General features: G+C 65.2%; 17 protein-coding genes. 7 read left to right on the forward strand and 10 right to left on the reverse strand.

The window, feature by feature from the left end; genetic code table 11:
* Window positions 1-89: 89 nt before the first annotated feature.
* Both ACVW17_RS36620 and ACVW17_RS36625 read right to left on the reverse strand, forming a co-directional pair.
* The gene (locus ACVW17_RS36620) at window positions 90-629 is read right to left on the reverse strand and encodes an adenine phosphoribosyltransferase (RefSeq protein ID WP_074131621.1); all 540 of its coding nucleotides are present in this window, start codon (window positions 627-629) and stop codon (window positions 90-92) included.
* Window positions 630-643: 14 nt separating this feature from the next.
* Window positions 644-2,809, reverse strand: a complete 2,166-nt coding sequence (locus tag ACVW17_RS36625; RefSeq protein ID WP_456798767.1) for an anthranilate synthase component I — start codon at window positions 2,807-2,809, stop codon at window positions 644-646.
* A 344-nt stretch (window positions 2,810-3,153) separates the two neighbouring features.
* On the opposite strand from ACVW17_RS36625, the gene ACVW17_RS36630 reads away from it, so the two are divergent.
* Window positions 3,154-4,152 (forward strand): VOC family protein, encoded by a 999-nt coding sequence (locus tag ACVW17_RS36630; RefSeq protein ID WP_456798768.1) that lies wholly within the window; start codon window positions 3,154-3,156, stop codon window positions 4,150-4,152.
* Between the two features lie 97 nt (window positions 4,153-4,249).
* On the opposite strand, the gene ACVW17_RS36635 is transcribed toward ACVW17_RS36630, so the two are convergent.
* The 3 genes from ACVW17_RS36635 to petA form a co-directional block, all read right to left on the reverse strand.
* Window positions 4,250-4,924 (reverse strand): dienelactone hydrolase family protein, encoded by a 675-nt coding sequence (locus ACVW17_RS36635; protein ID WP_456749647.1) that lies wholly within the window; start codon window positions 4,922-4,924, stop codon window positions 4,250-4,252.
* Between the two features lie 213 nt (window positions 4,925-5,137).
* The gene (locus ACVW17_RS36640; protein WP_456798769.1) at window positions 5,138-7,210 is read right to left on the reverse strand and encodes a cytochrome c1; all 2,073 of its coding nucleotides are present in this window, start codon (window positions 7,208-7,210) and stop codon (window positions 5,138-5,140) included.
* A gap of 72 nt (window positions 7,211-7,282) precedes the next feature.
* On the reverse strand, window positions 7,283-7,813 hold the full coding sequence (gene petA / locus ACVW17_RS36645; protein ID WP_456749649.1) for a ubiquinol-cytochrome c reductase iron-sulfur subunit: 531 nt from the start codon (window positions 7,811-7,813) through the stop codon (window positions 7,283-7,285).
* A gap of 278 nt (window positions 7,814-8,091) precedes the next feature.
* Here petA and ACVW17_RS36650 point away from each other — a divergent pair, with 278 nt between their 5' ends.
* From ACVW17_RS36650 to ACVW17_RS36675, 6 genes are all read left to right on the forward strand, one after another.
* Window positions 8,092-8,577: a tRNA (cytidine(34)-2'-O)-methyltransferase gene (locus ACVW17_RS36650; RefSeq protein WP_456798770.1), complete on the forward strand. Its 486-nt coding sequence runs from the start codon at window positions 8,092-8,094 to the stop codon at window positions 8,575-8,577.
* 10 nt (window positions 8,578-8,587) lie between these two features.
* Window positions 8,588-9,220: a 7-carboxy-7-deazaguanine synthase gene (gene queE / locus ACVW17_RS36655; protein ID WP_456798771.1), complete on the forward strand. Its 633-nt coding sequence runs from the start codon at window positions 8,588-8,590 to the stop codon at window positions 9,218-9,220.
* 34 nt (window positions 9,221-9,254) lie between these two features.
* Window positions 9,255-9,620, forward strand: a complete 366-nt coding sequence (locus ACVW17_RS36660) for a 6-pyruvoyl trahydropterin synthase family protein (RefSeq protein ID WP_050404001.1) — start codon at window positions 9,255-9,257, stop codon at window positions 9,618-9,620.
* Window positions 9,621-9,622: 2 nt separating this feature from the next.
* The gene (gene hemF, locus ACVW17_RS36665) at window positions 9,623-10,519 is read left to right on the forward strand and encodes an oxygen-dependent coproporphyrinogen oxidase (protein ID WP_456798772.1); all 897 of its coding nucleotides are present in this window, start codon (window positions 9,623-9,625) and stop codon (window positions 10,517-10,519) included.
* Window positions 10,510-11,250 carry an HAD family hydrolase gene (locus tag ACVW17_RS36670; RefSeq protein ID WP_456798773.1) on the forward strand — a complete coding sequence of 247 codons (741 nt, stop codon included), beginning with the start codon at window positions 10,510-10,512 and terminating at the stop codon, window positions 11,248-11,250. The genes hemF and ACVW17_RS36670 overlap by 10 nt, the downstream gene beginning before the upstream one ends.
* Window positions 11,251-11,362: 112 nt before the next feature.
* Entirely contained in the window at window positions 11,363-11,641 is a 279-nt protein-coding gene (locus ACVW17_RS36675) for a DUF2158 domain-containing protein (RefSeq protein WP_456798774.1), read from the forward strand.
* 68 nt (window positions 11,642-11,709) lie between these two features.
* On the opposite strand, the gene ACVW17_RS36680 is transcribed toward ACVW17_RS36675, so the two are convergent.
* From ACVW17_RS36680 to ACVW17_RS36700, 5 genes are read right to left on the reverse strand one after another with little or no spacing between them, the layout of a single operon-like run.
* Window positions 11,710-12,474: a TSUP family transporter gene (locus tag ACVW17_RS36680; protein WP_456798775.1), complete on the reverse strand. Its 765-nt coding sequence runs from the start codon at window positions 12,472-12,474 to the stop codon at window positions 11,710-11,712.
* Window positions 12,471-13,727: a CCA tRNA nucleotidyltransferase gene (locus ACVW17_RS36685; RefSeq protein WP_456798776.1), complete on the reverse strand. Its 1,257-nt coding sequence runs from the start codon at window positions 13,725-13,727 to the stop codon at window positions 12,471-12,473. The genes ACVW17_RS36680 and ACVW17_RS36685 overlap by 4 nt, the downstream gene beginning before the upstream one ends.
* Window positions 13,724-13,987, reverse strand: coding sequence for a DUF6111 family protein (locus ACVW17_RS36690; RefSeq protein ID WP_456749656.1), 264 nt, complete (start codon window positions 13,985-13,987; stop codon window positions 13,724-13,726). The genes ACVW17_RS36685 and ACVW17_RS36690 overlap by 4 nt, the downstream gene beginning before the upstream one ends.
* Window positions 13,984-14,619, reverse strand: coding sequence for a CoA pyrophosphatase (locus ACVW17_RS36695; protein ID WP_456756267.1), 636 nt, complete (start codon window positions 14,617-14,619; stop codon window positions 13,984-13,986). The genes ACVW17_RS36690 and ACVW17_RS36695 overlap by 4 nt, the downstream gene beginning before the upstream one ends.
* Before the next feature lie 32 nt (window positions 14,620-14,651).
* Complete coding sequence (locus ACVW17_RS36700) at window positions 14,652-15,293, reverse strand: DUF1285 domain-containing protein (RefSeq protein ID WP_456798777.1); 642 nt, start codon at window positions 15,291-15,293, stop codon at window positions 14,652-14,654.
* Window positions 15,294-15,496 lie beyond the last annotated feature (203 nt).

Below are 15,496 nucleotides of genomic sequence, written 5' to 3' on the forward strand. Positions count from 1 at the left end.
AGGCTGGGGCCACAGCGTCGATCCACAATCACCATGCGTGGTTATGGGTCCCCTGAGTTCACAGGGACGACGAGTGGAGGGAGCGGCGCTCAATGCCCCTCGAACGCCATCAACGTGCGCACGGGAACGTCCATCGCACGCAGCTTGGCGGCGCCGCCGAGATCGGGCAGGTCGATGATGAAGCAGGCGGCGACCACATTGGCGCCGATCTGGCGCAGCAGCTTCACCGCGCCCTCCGCGGTGCCGCCGGTCGCGATCAAATCGTCGACCAGGATCACGCGCTCGCCGGGCTGCACGGCGTCGGCGTGCATCTCCATCTCGTCGATGCCGTATTCCAGCGAATAGGCGATCCGCACCGTGGTATGCGGCAGCTTGCCCTTCTTGCGGATCGGCACGAAGCCCGCGGAGAGCTGATGCGCTACCGCACCGCCGAGGATGAAGCCGCGGGCCTCGATGCCCGCGACCTTGTCGACCTTCGCGCCCGCCCAGGGGTGCACCAGCTCATCGACCGCCCGGCGGAAGGCGCGGGCATCCGCGAGCAGGGTCGTGATGTCGCGAAACAGGATGCCTTTCTTCGGGTAGTCCGGGATGGTGCGAACGGTCGCCTTGATGTCGTGGTCGAAGGTCATTGGTCTCGCAATCCTCAATTGGCGGGCGGATTAAGCCGGAATGCATTCTCGACAATGCGCAGGCCGACCTCGTTGCCGAGCGACATCAGCGATTCCGGATGGAATTGCACGCCGCCGACCGGCAGGGTCTTGTGCTCGATCACCATCGCGACGCCGTCTTCGGTGGTCGCGGTCACCGTCAGCACCTCGGGCACGCTGTCGCGCTCGACATAGAGCGAGTGGTAGCGGCCGATCACGATTTCATTGGGCAGATTGTGCATCAGCCGGCCGCCGCGCACCTGGACGCGCGAGGGCCGACCATGCGCGGGCTGACCGAGCTGGCCGAGCTCACCGCCGAAATACTCGCCGATCGCCTGCACGCCGAGGCAGACGCCGAAGATCGGCAGATTCTTTTCCAGCGCGGTGTCGATGGTTTTGGCGATGCCGAAATCCTCGGGGCGGCCCGGTCCGGGCGACAGTACCAAAAGGTCCCAGCCCTTCTTCCTGAGCATGTCCTGGGCATGGATGTGCCGGACCACCGTGACGTTGGCGCCGACCTGACGGAAGTAATCCGCCAGCATGTGCACGAAACTGTCGTCGTGATCGATCAGGAGCACGTTCTTCCCCGAGCCGGTGGCGTCGGGCGCGAAATCCGACAGCGGCTTCGGCGGATCGCCGCGCAGCGCCTGGAACAGCGCCGCCGCCTTGACCTGGCACTCGCGGTCCTCGGCCGCCGGATCGGAATCGAACAGGCAGGTGGCGCCGACCCGCACCTCGGCGAGGCCATCCTTCATGCGGATGGTGCGGATGGTCAGCCCGGTGTTGATGCTGCCGTCGAAATTGACGCAGCCGATCGCGCCGGCGTACCAGCGCCGCGGCGACCGCTCATGATCCTCGACGAACTGCATCGCCCACAGCTTCGGCGCGCCGGTCACCGTCACCGCCCAGGCATGGGTCAGGAAGGCGTCGAGCGAATCGAAGCCCGGCCGCAGCATGCCCTCGACGTGATCGACGGTGTGGAACAGCTTTGAGTAGGTCTCGATCTGCCGCCGCGCCAGCACCTTGATGGTGCCGGGCACGCAGACGCGTGCCTTGTCGTTGCGATCGACGTCGGTGCACATGTTGAGCTCGAACTCGTCCTTCTCCGAGTTCAGGAGCTTGCGGATCTGCTCGGCATCGCCGATCGAATCCGAGCCGCGCGCGATGGTGCCCGAGATCGGGCAGGTCTCGACCCGGCGGCCGTCGGAGCGCACGAACATCTCGGGCGATGCCGAGACCAGGAATTCGCCGTCGCCGAGATTCATCAGCGCGCCATAGGGCGACGGATTGATGCGGCAGAGCCGCTGGAACACTTCCGCCGGCGAGCGTTCGCAGGGCTCGGCGAACAGCTGTCCAGGCACCGCCTCGAACAGGTCGCCGCGGGCGAACGCCGCGCGCGCCACTTCGACCGTCGCCTGGTATTCGCCGGGGGCGTGATCGGCAAAGCCCTGCCGCCCGGCCTTGGCGTAGAGGCTCGGCGCGGTCTCGTGCGACTGGCCGGCGGTGGATTTGCCCTTCCACGCGAACTCGTAACTGAGCGCCACGCCACGGCCGGTGGCGCGGTCGTAGGCCAACAGCCGGTCCGGCACGTAGAGCACGATGTCGCGCTGGTCGGCCTCGCGGGCGCGCTTCTGCACGAGGTCCTCGATCTGGAATACGAGGTCGTAGGCGAAGGCACCGAACAGGCCGAGCAGCGGATCGGCATTGGAGGTGAATGCCGCCACCATGTCGCGCACCAGCGACATCACGCTGGCGCGGCGGGTGCGCTGGTCTTCCTCGACCGGAGCTTCGCCACGGATGATGTGACCGGAGAGCTTCGTCGCGCTGCGCTCCGAAATCACGACACAGGGCTCGCGCAGCACGTCGCCGAGGAAGGCGATCAGCACCTCGCCGCGCGGGTTCAGCGCCTGCAACGAGAAACCGGTGCCGGAGGTTTCCAGCACCAGCGGCGGATCGGCAAAGCCGAGGTCAAAGCTCTCGTAGCGGCCCGGCACCGTGGTGCCCGAGGACAGCACCACGCCGCGACGGCGGTCGAGCAGCGCGATCAAGTCGTCGAGGCGGTTGGCGCCGCCGGTGAACTGCTCAACCACCCGCGCGACCGCCAGGCCGCCATTGGTCAGGTATTCGCTTCGAGCCGGCAGGGAGAAGACTGTCCTGTTCATGTGATCCTCTTACGAGACTTGGGAAGAGAGCGCCACACAGGACAAACGAAGGGGACCGTCGCACTGCGATGGCGACCTTCGACGTTTTTGAGAAAATGAAAACGCACCGGCCACCTATGAGAAGGTGGGCCACCAACGACGGGATGGACTGGCGACGGTGCTCATGGCCGTTACACACCACCCGGCGCGGGCCGTGTCAAGGGATGGCCCGGCAGCCCTGCCCCAAGGCGGGACGCCCCCTTGGCGGCATCTTGGGGCTTTGAGCGGACGGGAATCCGCGTAGGATTTGCGGAAATAGCGGCCGGTCGGCCCGCCCAAAAAACAGACAGATGGTGGAGACGCAGATGGCGATTTTGGGTCTCGGATATGCCGGCTTCGGCTCCGACGCGCTGGACGATTGGCGGCAGTTCGGCACCGGCCTGGTCGGGCTACAGGCCATCGAGCGCGGCAACTCGCTGCTCGCCTTCCGGATGGACGACCGCAAGCAACGCATCGTGATCGACCGCGCCCAGGGCGAAGGCACGCGGTTCTTCGGCTGGGAGGTGGCGGACGCCGCCGACCTCGACGCGCTGGCGGCGCGGCTGGAGCGCGCCGGTATTGCCGTGACCTCAGAGCCGCAGGCGCTGGCAGATAGCCGGCGGGTGCGCGGGCTGATCTCGTTCCGCGATCCGGCCGGCAACCGCCTCGAGGCGTTTCATGGCGCCGAGATCGACGACACGCCGTTCAAGCCGGGGCGCTCGATCTCCGGCTTCCGCACCGGCGCACTCGGCCTCGGCCACGCGGTGCTGACGGTCGAGACTCTCGCCCCGGTCATGAGCTTCTATGTCGACGTGCTCGGCTTCGGCCTCAGCGACTACATCGAAAAGCCGTTCCGCGCCTATTTCTTCCACGTCAATGCGCGGCACCACTCGCTGGCGCTGATCGAGACCGGCACCAACGGCATGCATCATCTGATGGTGGAATTGTTTTCGCTCGACGATGTCGGCCAAGCCTACGACATCGCGCAGCAGGACGACCGGGTCAACGTCACGCTCGGCCGCCACACCAACGATTTGATGACGTCGTTCTACGCCAAGTCACCGTCGGCCTTCATGGTCGAATGCGGCTGGGGCGGCCGCGAGATCGACCCCAAGACCTGGACGCCGTTCGAGATGCATGAGGGTCCGAGCCTGTGGGGCCACGAACGGGTCTGGCTGTCGCCGGAGGACCGCGCCGTCGCCCGCGAGATGCGGATGCGCGCCGCCGCCGAGGGCAAGCGCGCGCCGGTGCAGGTGCTGGAAGGCAATTTCAGGCTGATGTCGGGAACGTGCCCGTGGTGGGACGTGGTGCGCGATAAGAATTGAGAGCGCGTAGCCCGGATGGAGCGCAGCGCAATCCGGGACGGCCCTCACCGCGGAGAAACCCATCCCGGATTACGCTTCGCTCCATCCGGGCTACAGGTTATCCCAGATGCTTCCTGAAGAACTCCGTCGCCCGGTCCCAGGCGAGTTCCGCACACTGCCGGTCGTGCACCGACAGGCGTTGCTCGTTGCCGAAGCCGTGGTCGGCGTCATAGCGGAACAGTTCCAGCGATTTGCCGGCGGCCTTCATCGCTTTCTCGAAGCCATCGACCAGCGCCGGCGTGCACCAATCGTCCTTGGTGGCAAAATGGCCCTGCAGCGGGATCCTGACATCCGCCGGCTTGGCGGCCTGCTCCGGCGGAATGCCGTAGAACACCACACCGGCCGTCAATTCCGGGATCTTGGTGGCGCCGATGATGGTCACCGCGCCACCGAGGCAGAAGCCGGTCAGGCCGACCTTGGCACCGTTCTTGGCGAGATATTGCGCGGCACCGCGCACCGTCTGCGTGGTGGCGTCCATGAAGTCGAGCGAGTTCATCTCTTTGCCGGCTGCGTCGGTGTCGTGATACGGCACCACCTTGCCCTTGTAGAGATCGGGCGCCAGCGCATCGAAACCGGCCCGCGCGAAGCGGTCGCACATGCCCTTGATCTGGTCCTGGAGGCCCCACCATTCCTGGATCACGACCACGCCCGGCGCATTGCCGCGCGCCGCGTTGGCGAGATAGCCCGAAGCTTCCTTGCCGTCCGGACGCTTGAAGCTGATGCTGGTACCCATGAGTTCCTCCGCAGATGTTAGCCGGCTGATTGGCCGGCATCTTGTCCGTACTCGGTGACGGACGCAAATCGATTTGCCGTCATTGCGAGCGCAGCGAAGCAATCCAGGTCCCCGCAAGCGGATGGATGGATTGCTTCGCTTCGCCCGCAATGACGTGAGCCAAACAAAAAAGCCCCCGAAGGGGCTTTTTCAAATTCACGACAACAGGTCAGATCAGTGCGCGTCGGCCCAGACCTTGCGCTTGGTGAAGTACATCAGGATCGCGAAGATCACTAGGAAGAAGAACACCTGCATGCCGATCCGCTTGCGCTCCTCCATGTGCGGCTCGGCGGCCCACATCAGGAAGGTGGTGACGTCATGCGCATATTGCTTGACCGTCGCCGGCGAGCCGTCGTCGAAGGTCACCTGGCCGTCGGACAGCGGCTTCGGCATCTTGATGGCGTGGCCGGGGAAGTACTTGTTGTAGTACGAGCCTTCCGGAATCGTCACGCCGGCCGGGACCTTCTCCTCGAAGCCCTGCAGGATGGCATCGACGTAGTCGGGTCCCTGCTCCTGGTACTGGGTGAAGAAGTCGATCACGAACTGCGGGAAGCCGCGCTCGTAGGAACGTGCTTTCGCGATCAGCGAGAGATCGGGCGGCGCCGCGCCGCCGTTGGCCGCCCGCGCAGCCTGCTCGTTCGGGAACGGCTGCGGGAAGTAATCCGCCGTGCGGCCCGGACGCTCGAACATCTCGCCCTGGTCGTTCGGGCCGTCCTTGATCTTGTACTCCGACGCGAACGCAGCCGCCTGCGCCGGCGAATAGCCGGGGCCGCCGGGATCGGCGAGGTTGCGGAACGCGACATAGGACAGCGCGTGGCAAGCCGAGCAGACTTCCTTGTAGACCTTCAGGCCGCGCTGCAACGAGCCGCGGTCATACTTGCCGAAAGGGCCGGAGAACGACCACGTCTGGGCGGGCGGCTTGTCGCCGCCCTCGGCCCTTGCACTCTGGATGCTGCCGGCGAAGACGAGCCCGCCTGCAACCATGATGGCGATCATGGTCGAGACCATCGGCTGCGGGCGGCCCTTGCTCTTGGCCAGCACGTCCTCGGCGATCGAGTTCGGCACCGGACGCGGCGTCTCGATGCGGGCGAGCAGCGGCAGCACGATCAGGAAGTAGGCGAAGTAGCAGACCGTCAGGATGCGGCCGGCGATCACATAGATGCCTTCCGGCGGCTGCGAGCCGAGATAGCCGAGCAGGATGCAGACCGCCACGAAGATCCAGAAGAACTGCTTGGCCAGCGGACGATATTTCGACGACCGGGTCCGTGCGCTGTCGAGCCAGGGCAGGAAGCACAGGATGATGATCGCCGAGAACATCGCCACGACGCCCGCGAGCTTGTTCGGGATCGAACGCAGGATCGCGTAGAACGGCAGGTAGTACCATTCGGGCACGATGTGCGCCGGGGTCACGCCGGGGTTCGCCGGGATGTAGTTGTCGGCGTCGCCGAGATAGTTCGGCATGTAGAAGATGAACCAGGCGAAGAAAATCAGGAAGCACGACACACCGAACGCGTCCTTGATGGTCGCATAGGGCGTGAACGGAACGGTGTCCTTCTCGGTCTTGGCCTCGACGCCGGCCGGGTTGTTCTGACCCGCGACGTGCAGCGCCCAGACGTGCAGCACCACCACCCCGGCGATCACGAACGGCAGCAGATAGTGCAGCGAGAAGAAGCGGTTCAGCGTCGGGTTACCGACCGAATAGCCGCCCCACAGCAGGGTCACGATGCTCTCGCCGAAATACGGCACGGCCGAGAACAGATTGGTGATGACGGTGGCGCCCCAGAAGCTCATCTGGCCCCACGGCAGCACATAGCCCATGAAGCCGGTCGCCATCATCAGGAGGTAGATGATGACGCCGAGGATCCACAGCACCTCGCGCGGCTCCTTGTACGACCCGTAATAGAGACCGCGGAACATGTGGATGTAGACGGCGAAGAAGAACATCGACGCGCCGCAGGCATGCATGTTGCGCAGCAGCCAGCCGTAGTTGACGTCGCGGACGATCAGCTCGACCGATTTGAAGGCGAAATCGGCGTGCGGCGTGTAGTGCATCGCCAGGATCACGCCGGTCAGGATCTGCAGCGCCAGCATCATCGAAAGGATGGCGCCGAAGGTCCACCAGTAGTTCAGGTTGCGCGGCGTCGGATAGGCCACGAAGGAGGAGTGGATCAGGCCGAAGATCGGAAGGCGCCGTTCGATCCACTTCAAGGCGGGGTTGCTCGGTTGGAAATCAGATGGTCCGCTCATTGATGCGATCCTGAAGAAGAAAAACGACGCGATGGGTCCAAGGGGAAGCCGAAGTCCCGGCGGGTCCGGGACTTAGCCGATCTGGATTTTGGTGTCGGAAAGGAAGGCGTAAGGCGGCACCGCCAGGTTGGCGGGCGCCGGCCCCTGGCGGATACGACCGGAGGAGTCGTACTGGGAGCCGTGGCAGGGGCAGAAGAAGCCGTCGTAATTGCCCTCATGGGCGATCGGGATACAGCCGAGATGGGTGCAGATGCCGATCACCACCAACCACTGGTCGTGGCCAGCCTTGACGCGGGCCGAGTCGGGCTGCGGATCGGGCAGGCTGGAGAGCGCCACGCTCTGGGCCTCCTCGATCTGCTTCTTGGTGCGGTGGCTGATGTAGATCGGCTTGCCGCGCCAGAACACCTTGATGTCCTGGCCCTCGGCGATCGGCGTCAGATCGACCTCGATCGGCGCGCCGGCCGCGATCGTCGCGGCATCCGGGTTCATCTGGGCAACCAGCGGCCACACGGTGGCGGCTGCGCCGACGACGGCGGCAGCTCCGGTTGCAACAAAGAGAAAATCACGGCGTGTCGGATGGTCCGCCGAAGACGCTGTCGTCACGATTCCTAGCCCTTTCTTTTCTGCAGCCGGTGGAACCGCCCCAGAGACGCCGGGAAGCGCCCCAAGAAAGGCTGCCGGCGCCCGCGGCCCCCGCGGCGGCAGAAAACCGCTATTCCCCACCCCAAATGGCGGAACAGCAGTCCAGAATCGTTCTATTGGCACCCTTGCCGGACGAGCGCAAGCCCGCTATCGGCTCGCACACGTGCAATGCACGAAATCCGCGCCGAGCGATGTTTTATTGAGACAATTTCATCCGGATTTCACAGGTCGTCCGCACCATGCAGATCGCGCTGTTCCAGCCCGACATCCCCCAGAATACCGGGACGATTCTGCGCCTGTGCGCCTGCCTGGACGTGTCGGCCCATATCATCGAACCGGCGGGTTTCGACACCTCGGACCGGAATTTCCGCCGGGCGGGTATGGACTATCTGGACCATGTGCGGTTGAAGCGTCACGACTCATGGTCGAAATTCGAGGAGTGGCGGGCCGCGGCCGGATGCCGGCTGGTGCTGTTCACGACCAAGGCAGCGAAATCCTATCTTGATTTCGCCTATGCCGCCTCCGATGTCCTGCTGTTCGGGCGCGAAACGGCGGGGGTGACCGACGCGGTGGTGGCGGCCGCCGATGCACGGCTGGTGATTCCGATCAGGCCGACCATGCGTTCGCTCAATGTGGCGGTCACGGCGGCCATGGCCGTCGGTGAGGCGCTGCGGCAAACCGGTTCAAGAATTGCCGGCTCAGGAAGCGCCGGTTCGGTAACTTAAGGGATTTTTGGTGAGCTACGCGGTCAAGGAGATCTTTCTCACCCTGCAGGGCGAAGGCGCCCATGCGGGCCGCGCATCCGTGTTCTGCCGCTTTGCCGGCTGCAACCTGTGGAGCGGCCGCGAACAGGACCGCGCCGGCGCAGTCTGTCGGTTCTGCGACACCGATTTCGTCGGCACCGACGGCACGCTCGGCGGCCGCTACGCGACCGCCGCAGAGCTCGCCGGCACCATTGCCGCACGATGGACCGGCGGCGAGGCCGACCGCTACGTGGTGCTGACCGGCGGCGAGCCGCTGCTGCAGGTCGATACCGCCCTGATCGAGGCCTTGCACGGCCACGGCTTTGCGATCGCGATCGAGACCAACGGCACCATCGCCCCGCCCGATGGGCTCGACTGGATCTGCGTCAGCCCCAAGGCCGCCTCCGAGCTCGTCGTGCGCAGGGGGCACGAGCTCAAGCTGGTCTATCCGCAGCCGGAGAACGCACCGGAGGACTTTGCCGGGCTTTCCTTCGAGCGCTTCTCGCTGCAGCCGATGGACGGCCCCGACGTGATCGAGAACACCGAGCGGGCGATTGCATACTGCCTGAAGCACCCGCAATGGCGCCTCAGCGTGCAGACGCACAAGACGCTCGGCATTCGATGAACCCGACCTTAGCTGAACTGGATTGTTGAACGAGATGTGGGAATTGACGAAAGCGTTTCGGTTCGAGGCTGCGCATGCGCTGTCCGGAACGACCTTTGGCACCGCCAGCGAGGAGATTCACGGTCACTCTTTCCGCGCTGAAGTCACGGTGCGCGGCACGCCCGACCCGAAAACAGGAATGGTGATCGATCTCGGCCTGCTCGAACGCGCCATGGCCGAGGTGCAGAAGACGCTCGACCACAAGTTCCTCAACAAGATCGAGGCGATCGGCGTCCCGACGCTGGAGAATCTCTCGCGTTTCATCTGGGAGCGCTTGCAGCACGCCGGAAAGCTGACCCGCGTCAGCGTTCATCGCGACAGCTGCAACGAGAGCTGCACTTACTTCGGCCCGCAAGGTTAGTCATGCTGCCAACAGACCCCGCCATCATCGAGGACCGCAAGGCGCGCGCGCGCGGCTGGTTCGAGGCGCTGCGCAACGAGATCTGTGCGGCCTTCGAGAAGCTCGAGGACGACGCCCCCTCCACGCTCTATCCCGGCGATGCCGGCCGGTTCGCGCGCACCCCCTGGGACCGCACCGACCACACCGGCAAGCCCGGTGGCGGCGGCGTGATGTCGATCATGAAGGGCCGGCTGTTCGAGAAGGTCGGCGTGCACTGCTCGACCGTGCATGGCGAGTTCGCCCCTGAATTCCGCGCTCAGATTCCCGGCGCCGCCGACGATCCCAGGTTTTGGGCCTCGGGCATTTCGCTGATCGCGCATTTGCGCAATCCGAACGTGCCCGCCGTACACATGAATACCCGCTTCGTGGTCACCACCAAGGCATGGTTCGGCGGCGGCGCCGATCTGACGCCGGTGCTGAACCGGCGCCGCACCCAGGAGGACCCCGATACGCTCGCCTTCCACGCCGCGATGAAGGAGGCGTGCAGCGGGCCGAACGGCGTCGCCGACTACGACAAGTACAAGAAGTGGTGCGACGAGTACTTCTATCTGCCACACCGCAAGGAAGCCCGCGGCATCGGCGGCATCTTCTATGACTGGCACGACAGCGGCGACTGGGAGGCCGATCTTGCGTTCACCCAGGACGTCGGACGCAGCTTCTTGAAAATCTATCCCGAGCTGGTGCGGCGCAATTTCGCGGCGGCCTGGAGCGCGGAGGACCGTGACGAGCAGCTGGTTCGCCGCGGGCGCTATGTCGAATTCAACCTGCTCTATGATCGCGGCACCATCTTCGGCCTGAAGACCGGCGGCAATGTGGATTCGATCCTGTCGTCGCTGCCGCCGGAGGTGAAATGGCCGTAATGAAGCTGCCGCGCGCGATGCTGATCGACATGGATGACACCATCCTGTCGGCCTATGGACGCCCCGAGATCGCCTGGAACACGATCACCGCCGAATTCGCGGCCGAGCTCGCGCCGCTGCCACCAGACCAGGTCGCAACTGCGCTGCTGGCGTCTGCACGGCAGTTCTGGTCGACGGCCGAGCCGATCTGGCGGATCAAGCTCGGCGAGGCGCGGCGGCTCACCGTGAAGGGCGGCTTCGCGGCGTTGGCCGCAGCCGGGCACCGCGCGCTGCCCGACGAACTCGCAGACCGCATCGCCGACCGCTTCACCGCCTATCGCGAGGAGGAGATGTTCGTCTTCCCCGGCGCGCACGAGGCGATCGATGCATTCAAGGCGCTCGGCATCAAGCTCGCGCTGGTGACCAACGGCGCCGCCGACATGCAGCGCGCCAAGGTCGAGCGCTTCGCGCTCGGCCATCGCTTCGATCACATCCAGATCGAGGGCGAGCACGGCTTCGGCAAGCCGGAGGAGCGCGCCTATCTGCACGCGATGCAGGCACTCGGCGTCACCGCATCCGATACCTGGATGATCGGCGACAATCTCGAATGGGAAGTCGTGGCGCCGCAGCGGCTCGGCATCTACGCGATCTGGATGGATGTGCACGGTGTCGGGCTGCCGTCGGGATCGACCATCAAGCCGGACCGCATCATCCGCTCATTGAGCGAGCTGGTTCCTGCTGCGCGCAAATAGCCGCAACGGCCGTTTTCACGCCAAATCCATTGCATCAAGCGCCGGCCGTGATTTGACTGTCATCACCGGTCGCTAGCCTGCCGCCCGCGTCATCCAGCGCGGAGGGAAAATCATGGAACTGAAACCAGGCGATGTTGTCATGCTGAAGTCCGGCGGCCATCCGATCACGGTCGTCGAAGTCGAGGAAGACAAGGTCGAGTGCCTGTGGATGGGCACGGACGGCGACCTGTTTCGCGAGACCTTGCCGCTCGTCGCGCTCGAATCGACCGAGATCGATCCGGAAGATGACGAGGAAGACGACGACGAAGAAGAGGATGACGAGGAAGAGGACGACGAGGAAGAAGAGGACGACGACGATCACGGCGGCCGCAAGAAGCGCAAGGCCGCTTGACGGGGCTGCGTCAGACTTCTCAGGCGATGCTGTCCGCGAAGCGCCGGCAGCATCGTCTCCGCTTCGCCTCAGAGCGCGCGCAACGCGCTCGCAATCATCACCGCACCGCCCGTGATGACGGCGGCATCGAGGATCGCGGTGTGGACATGCACCGGCATCCGCTCGACAAAGGCCTTGGCGAGGAACGCGCCGGGAATGGCGACGAGGCCGATCAGCAGCGCAAGCGCCAGCACCTGCGCGGTGATGACGCCGGTCAAACCGAACACCGAGATCTTGACCGCGGCACTGGTCAGCGAAATCACCGCGTCGGTTGCGACCACGGCCGCGCCTTCGAGCCCCGCCGCCATCAACAGCGACAGCAGGATCACGCCCGAGCCCGCGGTGCCGCCGACCACGACGCCATAGCCGATCGCGCCGGCCGCTAGTCCCCGCTCGCCGATCCTGACGCTGTGCCTGCGCAGCAGCCGCCGCAGCGGCACGCTCAGGATCAGCATGCTTCCGATCACGAGTGACGCGCCGGCGCTGGTCAGCCGCGTATAGCCGTAGGCGCCGAGCGCCGTGGAGAGCAGCGCGGCCGCGATCACGATGATCGCCTTGCGGCGGTCGGCAAACCTGACGAAGGCGACGAAGCGGCTGGAATTGGTGAAGATCGACGAGATCGCGATGATCGGCACCACCGGCTCGGCGCCGACCATCGGCACCAGCACCAGCGGCATCAAGGCGCCGGTGCCATAGCCGGCAAGACCGCCGATCACGGAAGCAAACAGCGCAACGGCTGCGACGAGCAGGATTTGAAGGAGCGAGATGTCTGCGAAGCCGGAGAGGAAATTCAAAGCCGATGATCGCGGGTGAAACGGGATACGGTCTGGTCGGCGATGCCAGACAACACCTGCGGATCGAGCGGGAAATCTGCGGCGAGCCAAGCATCCTCGGCCAAGGTCAGGACATGCCCCAATGCCGGCCCCTCGGCAATCCCCCGCGCGATGAAATCCGACGCTCTCAAGGGAAAGTGAGGCGCGCGCCAGCGTTGCGGCAGCGTGGCGAGCGCGCGCCACTGCTCGACGTCGCGGCCCGTGCCGGTGCGGGCCCAGGCGAGCAGCAGCCGGTCGCGATAGGGCCCCTCATCGAGCCGGTAGAGCCTGCGCCTGGCATGGGCCTCGTCCATGCCGGGCAGGCGCCACCAGCGGTGGCCCATCGAATCGAGCGCCTTGGCTTCGGCGTTGGAGAGCCGCAGCCGGCTTGCGATGCGCCGTGCGTCCTCGGTCACCGCGACCGTCAGCGCGGCAAGCCGGCGCATCGCGCTCGGCGCAAGCGCCATCAGCTGCTCGATCTCGATCATCGCCGCGAACGGACCGGTATAGGCGACGCCGCCGAACAGCGGCAGCAGCAAGCCGCCATCGTCCATCGCGACCACCGCGCCGGCGGCGCCGGGCGCAACCACGAGCTTGAGCATCTCCATGCGGATGCGCTCGGCCGACAGACCGGTCAAGCCGGCGCGACCACTGATGCAGGCGAGATAGCCGGGGCGATCGACCTCGCCGGCGGCATAGGCAGCATGGAAGCGGAAGAAGCGCAGGATGCGCAAATAATCCTCGGCAATCCGCTGCGCGGGATCGCCGATGAAGCGCACGCGCTTCGCCTCGATGTCGGCGAGGCCGCCGACATGATCGTGCACGACACCCGAGGCATCGACCGACAGACCGTTGATGGTGAAGTCACGTCGCTCGGCGTCGCGCACCCAATCACGCCCGAATGCCACCTTGGCCTTGCGGCCATAGGTCTCGGTGTCCTCGCGCAGCGTCGTCACCTCGAAAGGCTGGCCGTCGACGACCAGCGTCACCGTGCCGTGCTCGATGCCGGTCGGCACGCTCTTGATGCTCGCCCGCTTGGCGCGGCGGACCACCTCCTCCGGCAGCGCCGTAGTGGCGATGTCGATATCGGCGAGCGGAATCCGCATCAGCGCATTGCGCACGGCGCCGCCGATCACCCGCGCCTCCTCGCCGTCGGCATTGAGCAGGCCGAGCACGCGTGCCGCCGGCCCCGAAGCGAGCCATGGCGCGTCGGACAGCAGGCGCACCTCGCTCATCGCTCAACTCCGGGCACCAGCCTGCCATTCTCGAGATGGGCGGGAACGTAGGTCGAGTTCGGCGGCGCGCCGGTCAGTTCGGCCAGCAGCACGAAGCTCACGATCACCATCACCAGCGCCGCCAGCGTCAGCTTCGCGATCATGTGGAGCGGCCAGGACGCCGGCAGCGTCACGCCGGACCGCGTCGCGACCAGGAAGATGGCATAGACCGCGAAAGGGATCAGAAAGATTCCGATCTCGGTCAACACCGTGCGGATCATGACAGATAGATCCGCTCATACAGCACACGCAGGATGCCCGCGGTCGCGCCCCAGATGTAGCGCTCGGCGAACGGCATCGCATAATAGGACCGGTCCATGCCGCGGAATTCCTTGGTGTGGATCTGATGATTTTCGGGATTCATCAGGAAGGCGAGCGGTACCTCGAAGGCATCGACGACCTCCGCCTCGTTGATCCTGAGCGTGAAGCCGGGCTGCACCTTGGCAACCGTCGGCAGGATGCGGAAGCCGAACGCGGTGCCATAGAGGTCGAGATAGCCGACCGGGTCGATGAATTCCCGCTTCAGCCCGACTTCTTCGCAGGCCTCGCGCAGCGCGGCATCGAGCGGCGAGGCATCGGTGGCGTCGATCTTGCCGCCGGGAAACGAGATCTGGCCGGCATGGCTCGACAGGTGCGGCGAGCGCTGCGTCAACAGCACGGTCGGCTCGGGATGATCGACCACCGGGATCAGCACCGCGGCCGGCCGCACCGGCTGCTCCTGGGCGACGATCTCCAGCATGCGGTCGTTGCCGGAATCTCCGGTGCGCGGAATGATATGCGGATCGACCAGCCCCGGCGGCACTTCGAAATTGAGCCGCGTGCGGGCTCGCGCGAAGAATTCCGTCGAGCTGATCGTCGCCGGCTTCACCTTCAGCAACGGCTCGTTCAAAGTGCGCCCCTCACCTGACTGGCATCGGCCATCGAGAAAAACTCGCCGCCGGACTCGATGCCGAACATCTCCTGACCATCGACCATCCGCTCCTCGCCCATGTCAACCAGATCGTAGTAGAGCGCGCGGGTCACCTTCGCCCACAGGTCGGCGCGGACATGCAGATAGGGCGTCAAGCCGCCATCCTCGGCGGCTTCGAATCTGAGGCCGTGGCCCTTCTCGCAATCGACCCAGTCGTCGACATTGGTGCGGAACCTGAGCAACCGGCCGCGCGCGTCCTGCTCGGTCTGCATTTCCACGGCAAGGAACGGCGCATCGTCGACGCGGATGCCGACTTTCTCCACCGGTGTCACGAGAAAGTGCTTGCCGTCCTCGCGCTTCAGGATTGTGGAAAATAGCCGCACCAGCGCGGGGCGGCCGATCGGCGTTCCCATGTAGAACCAGGTGCCGTCGGGCGCGATTCGCATGTCGAGATCGCCACAGAACGGCGGATTCCACAAATGGACCGGCGGCAGGCCCTTGCGTCCGGCAGGCCCCGATGCCGCAGCTTGATTGGCAGCGGTGGTGAGCCCGTCGAGGCCTCTGCTTCCGAGCCCCGTAATTTCACTGCCGGAATCGCTCTGCCCTTGCTTCGCCATTGTTTGCCCTGAAGTTTCCGACCTTCAATCTGGCACGTTTGGTGCACATATCCTGAGATGTGGTCGGGATGTCATTCTCGCCACATCGTGATGCCGTTCATACCCTGAAATACCGATAAGGTGGGGATAGTTTAATTCAACGAATACATGGCCTTCGCGCAGGTTTAGCATGAGGGTCATGAGATGACGACGCAGGAATCGCG

It is taken from the genome of Bradyrhizobium sp. USDA 4473, assembly GCF_054063335.1.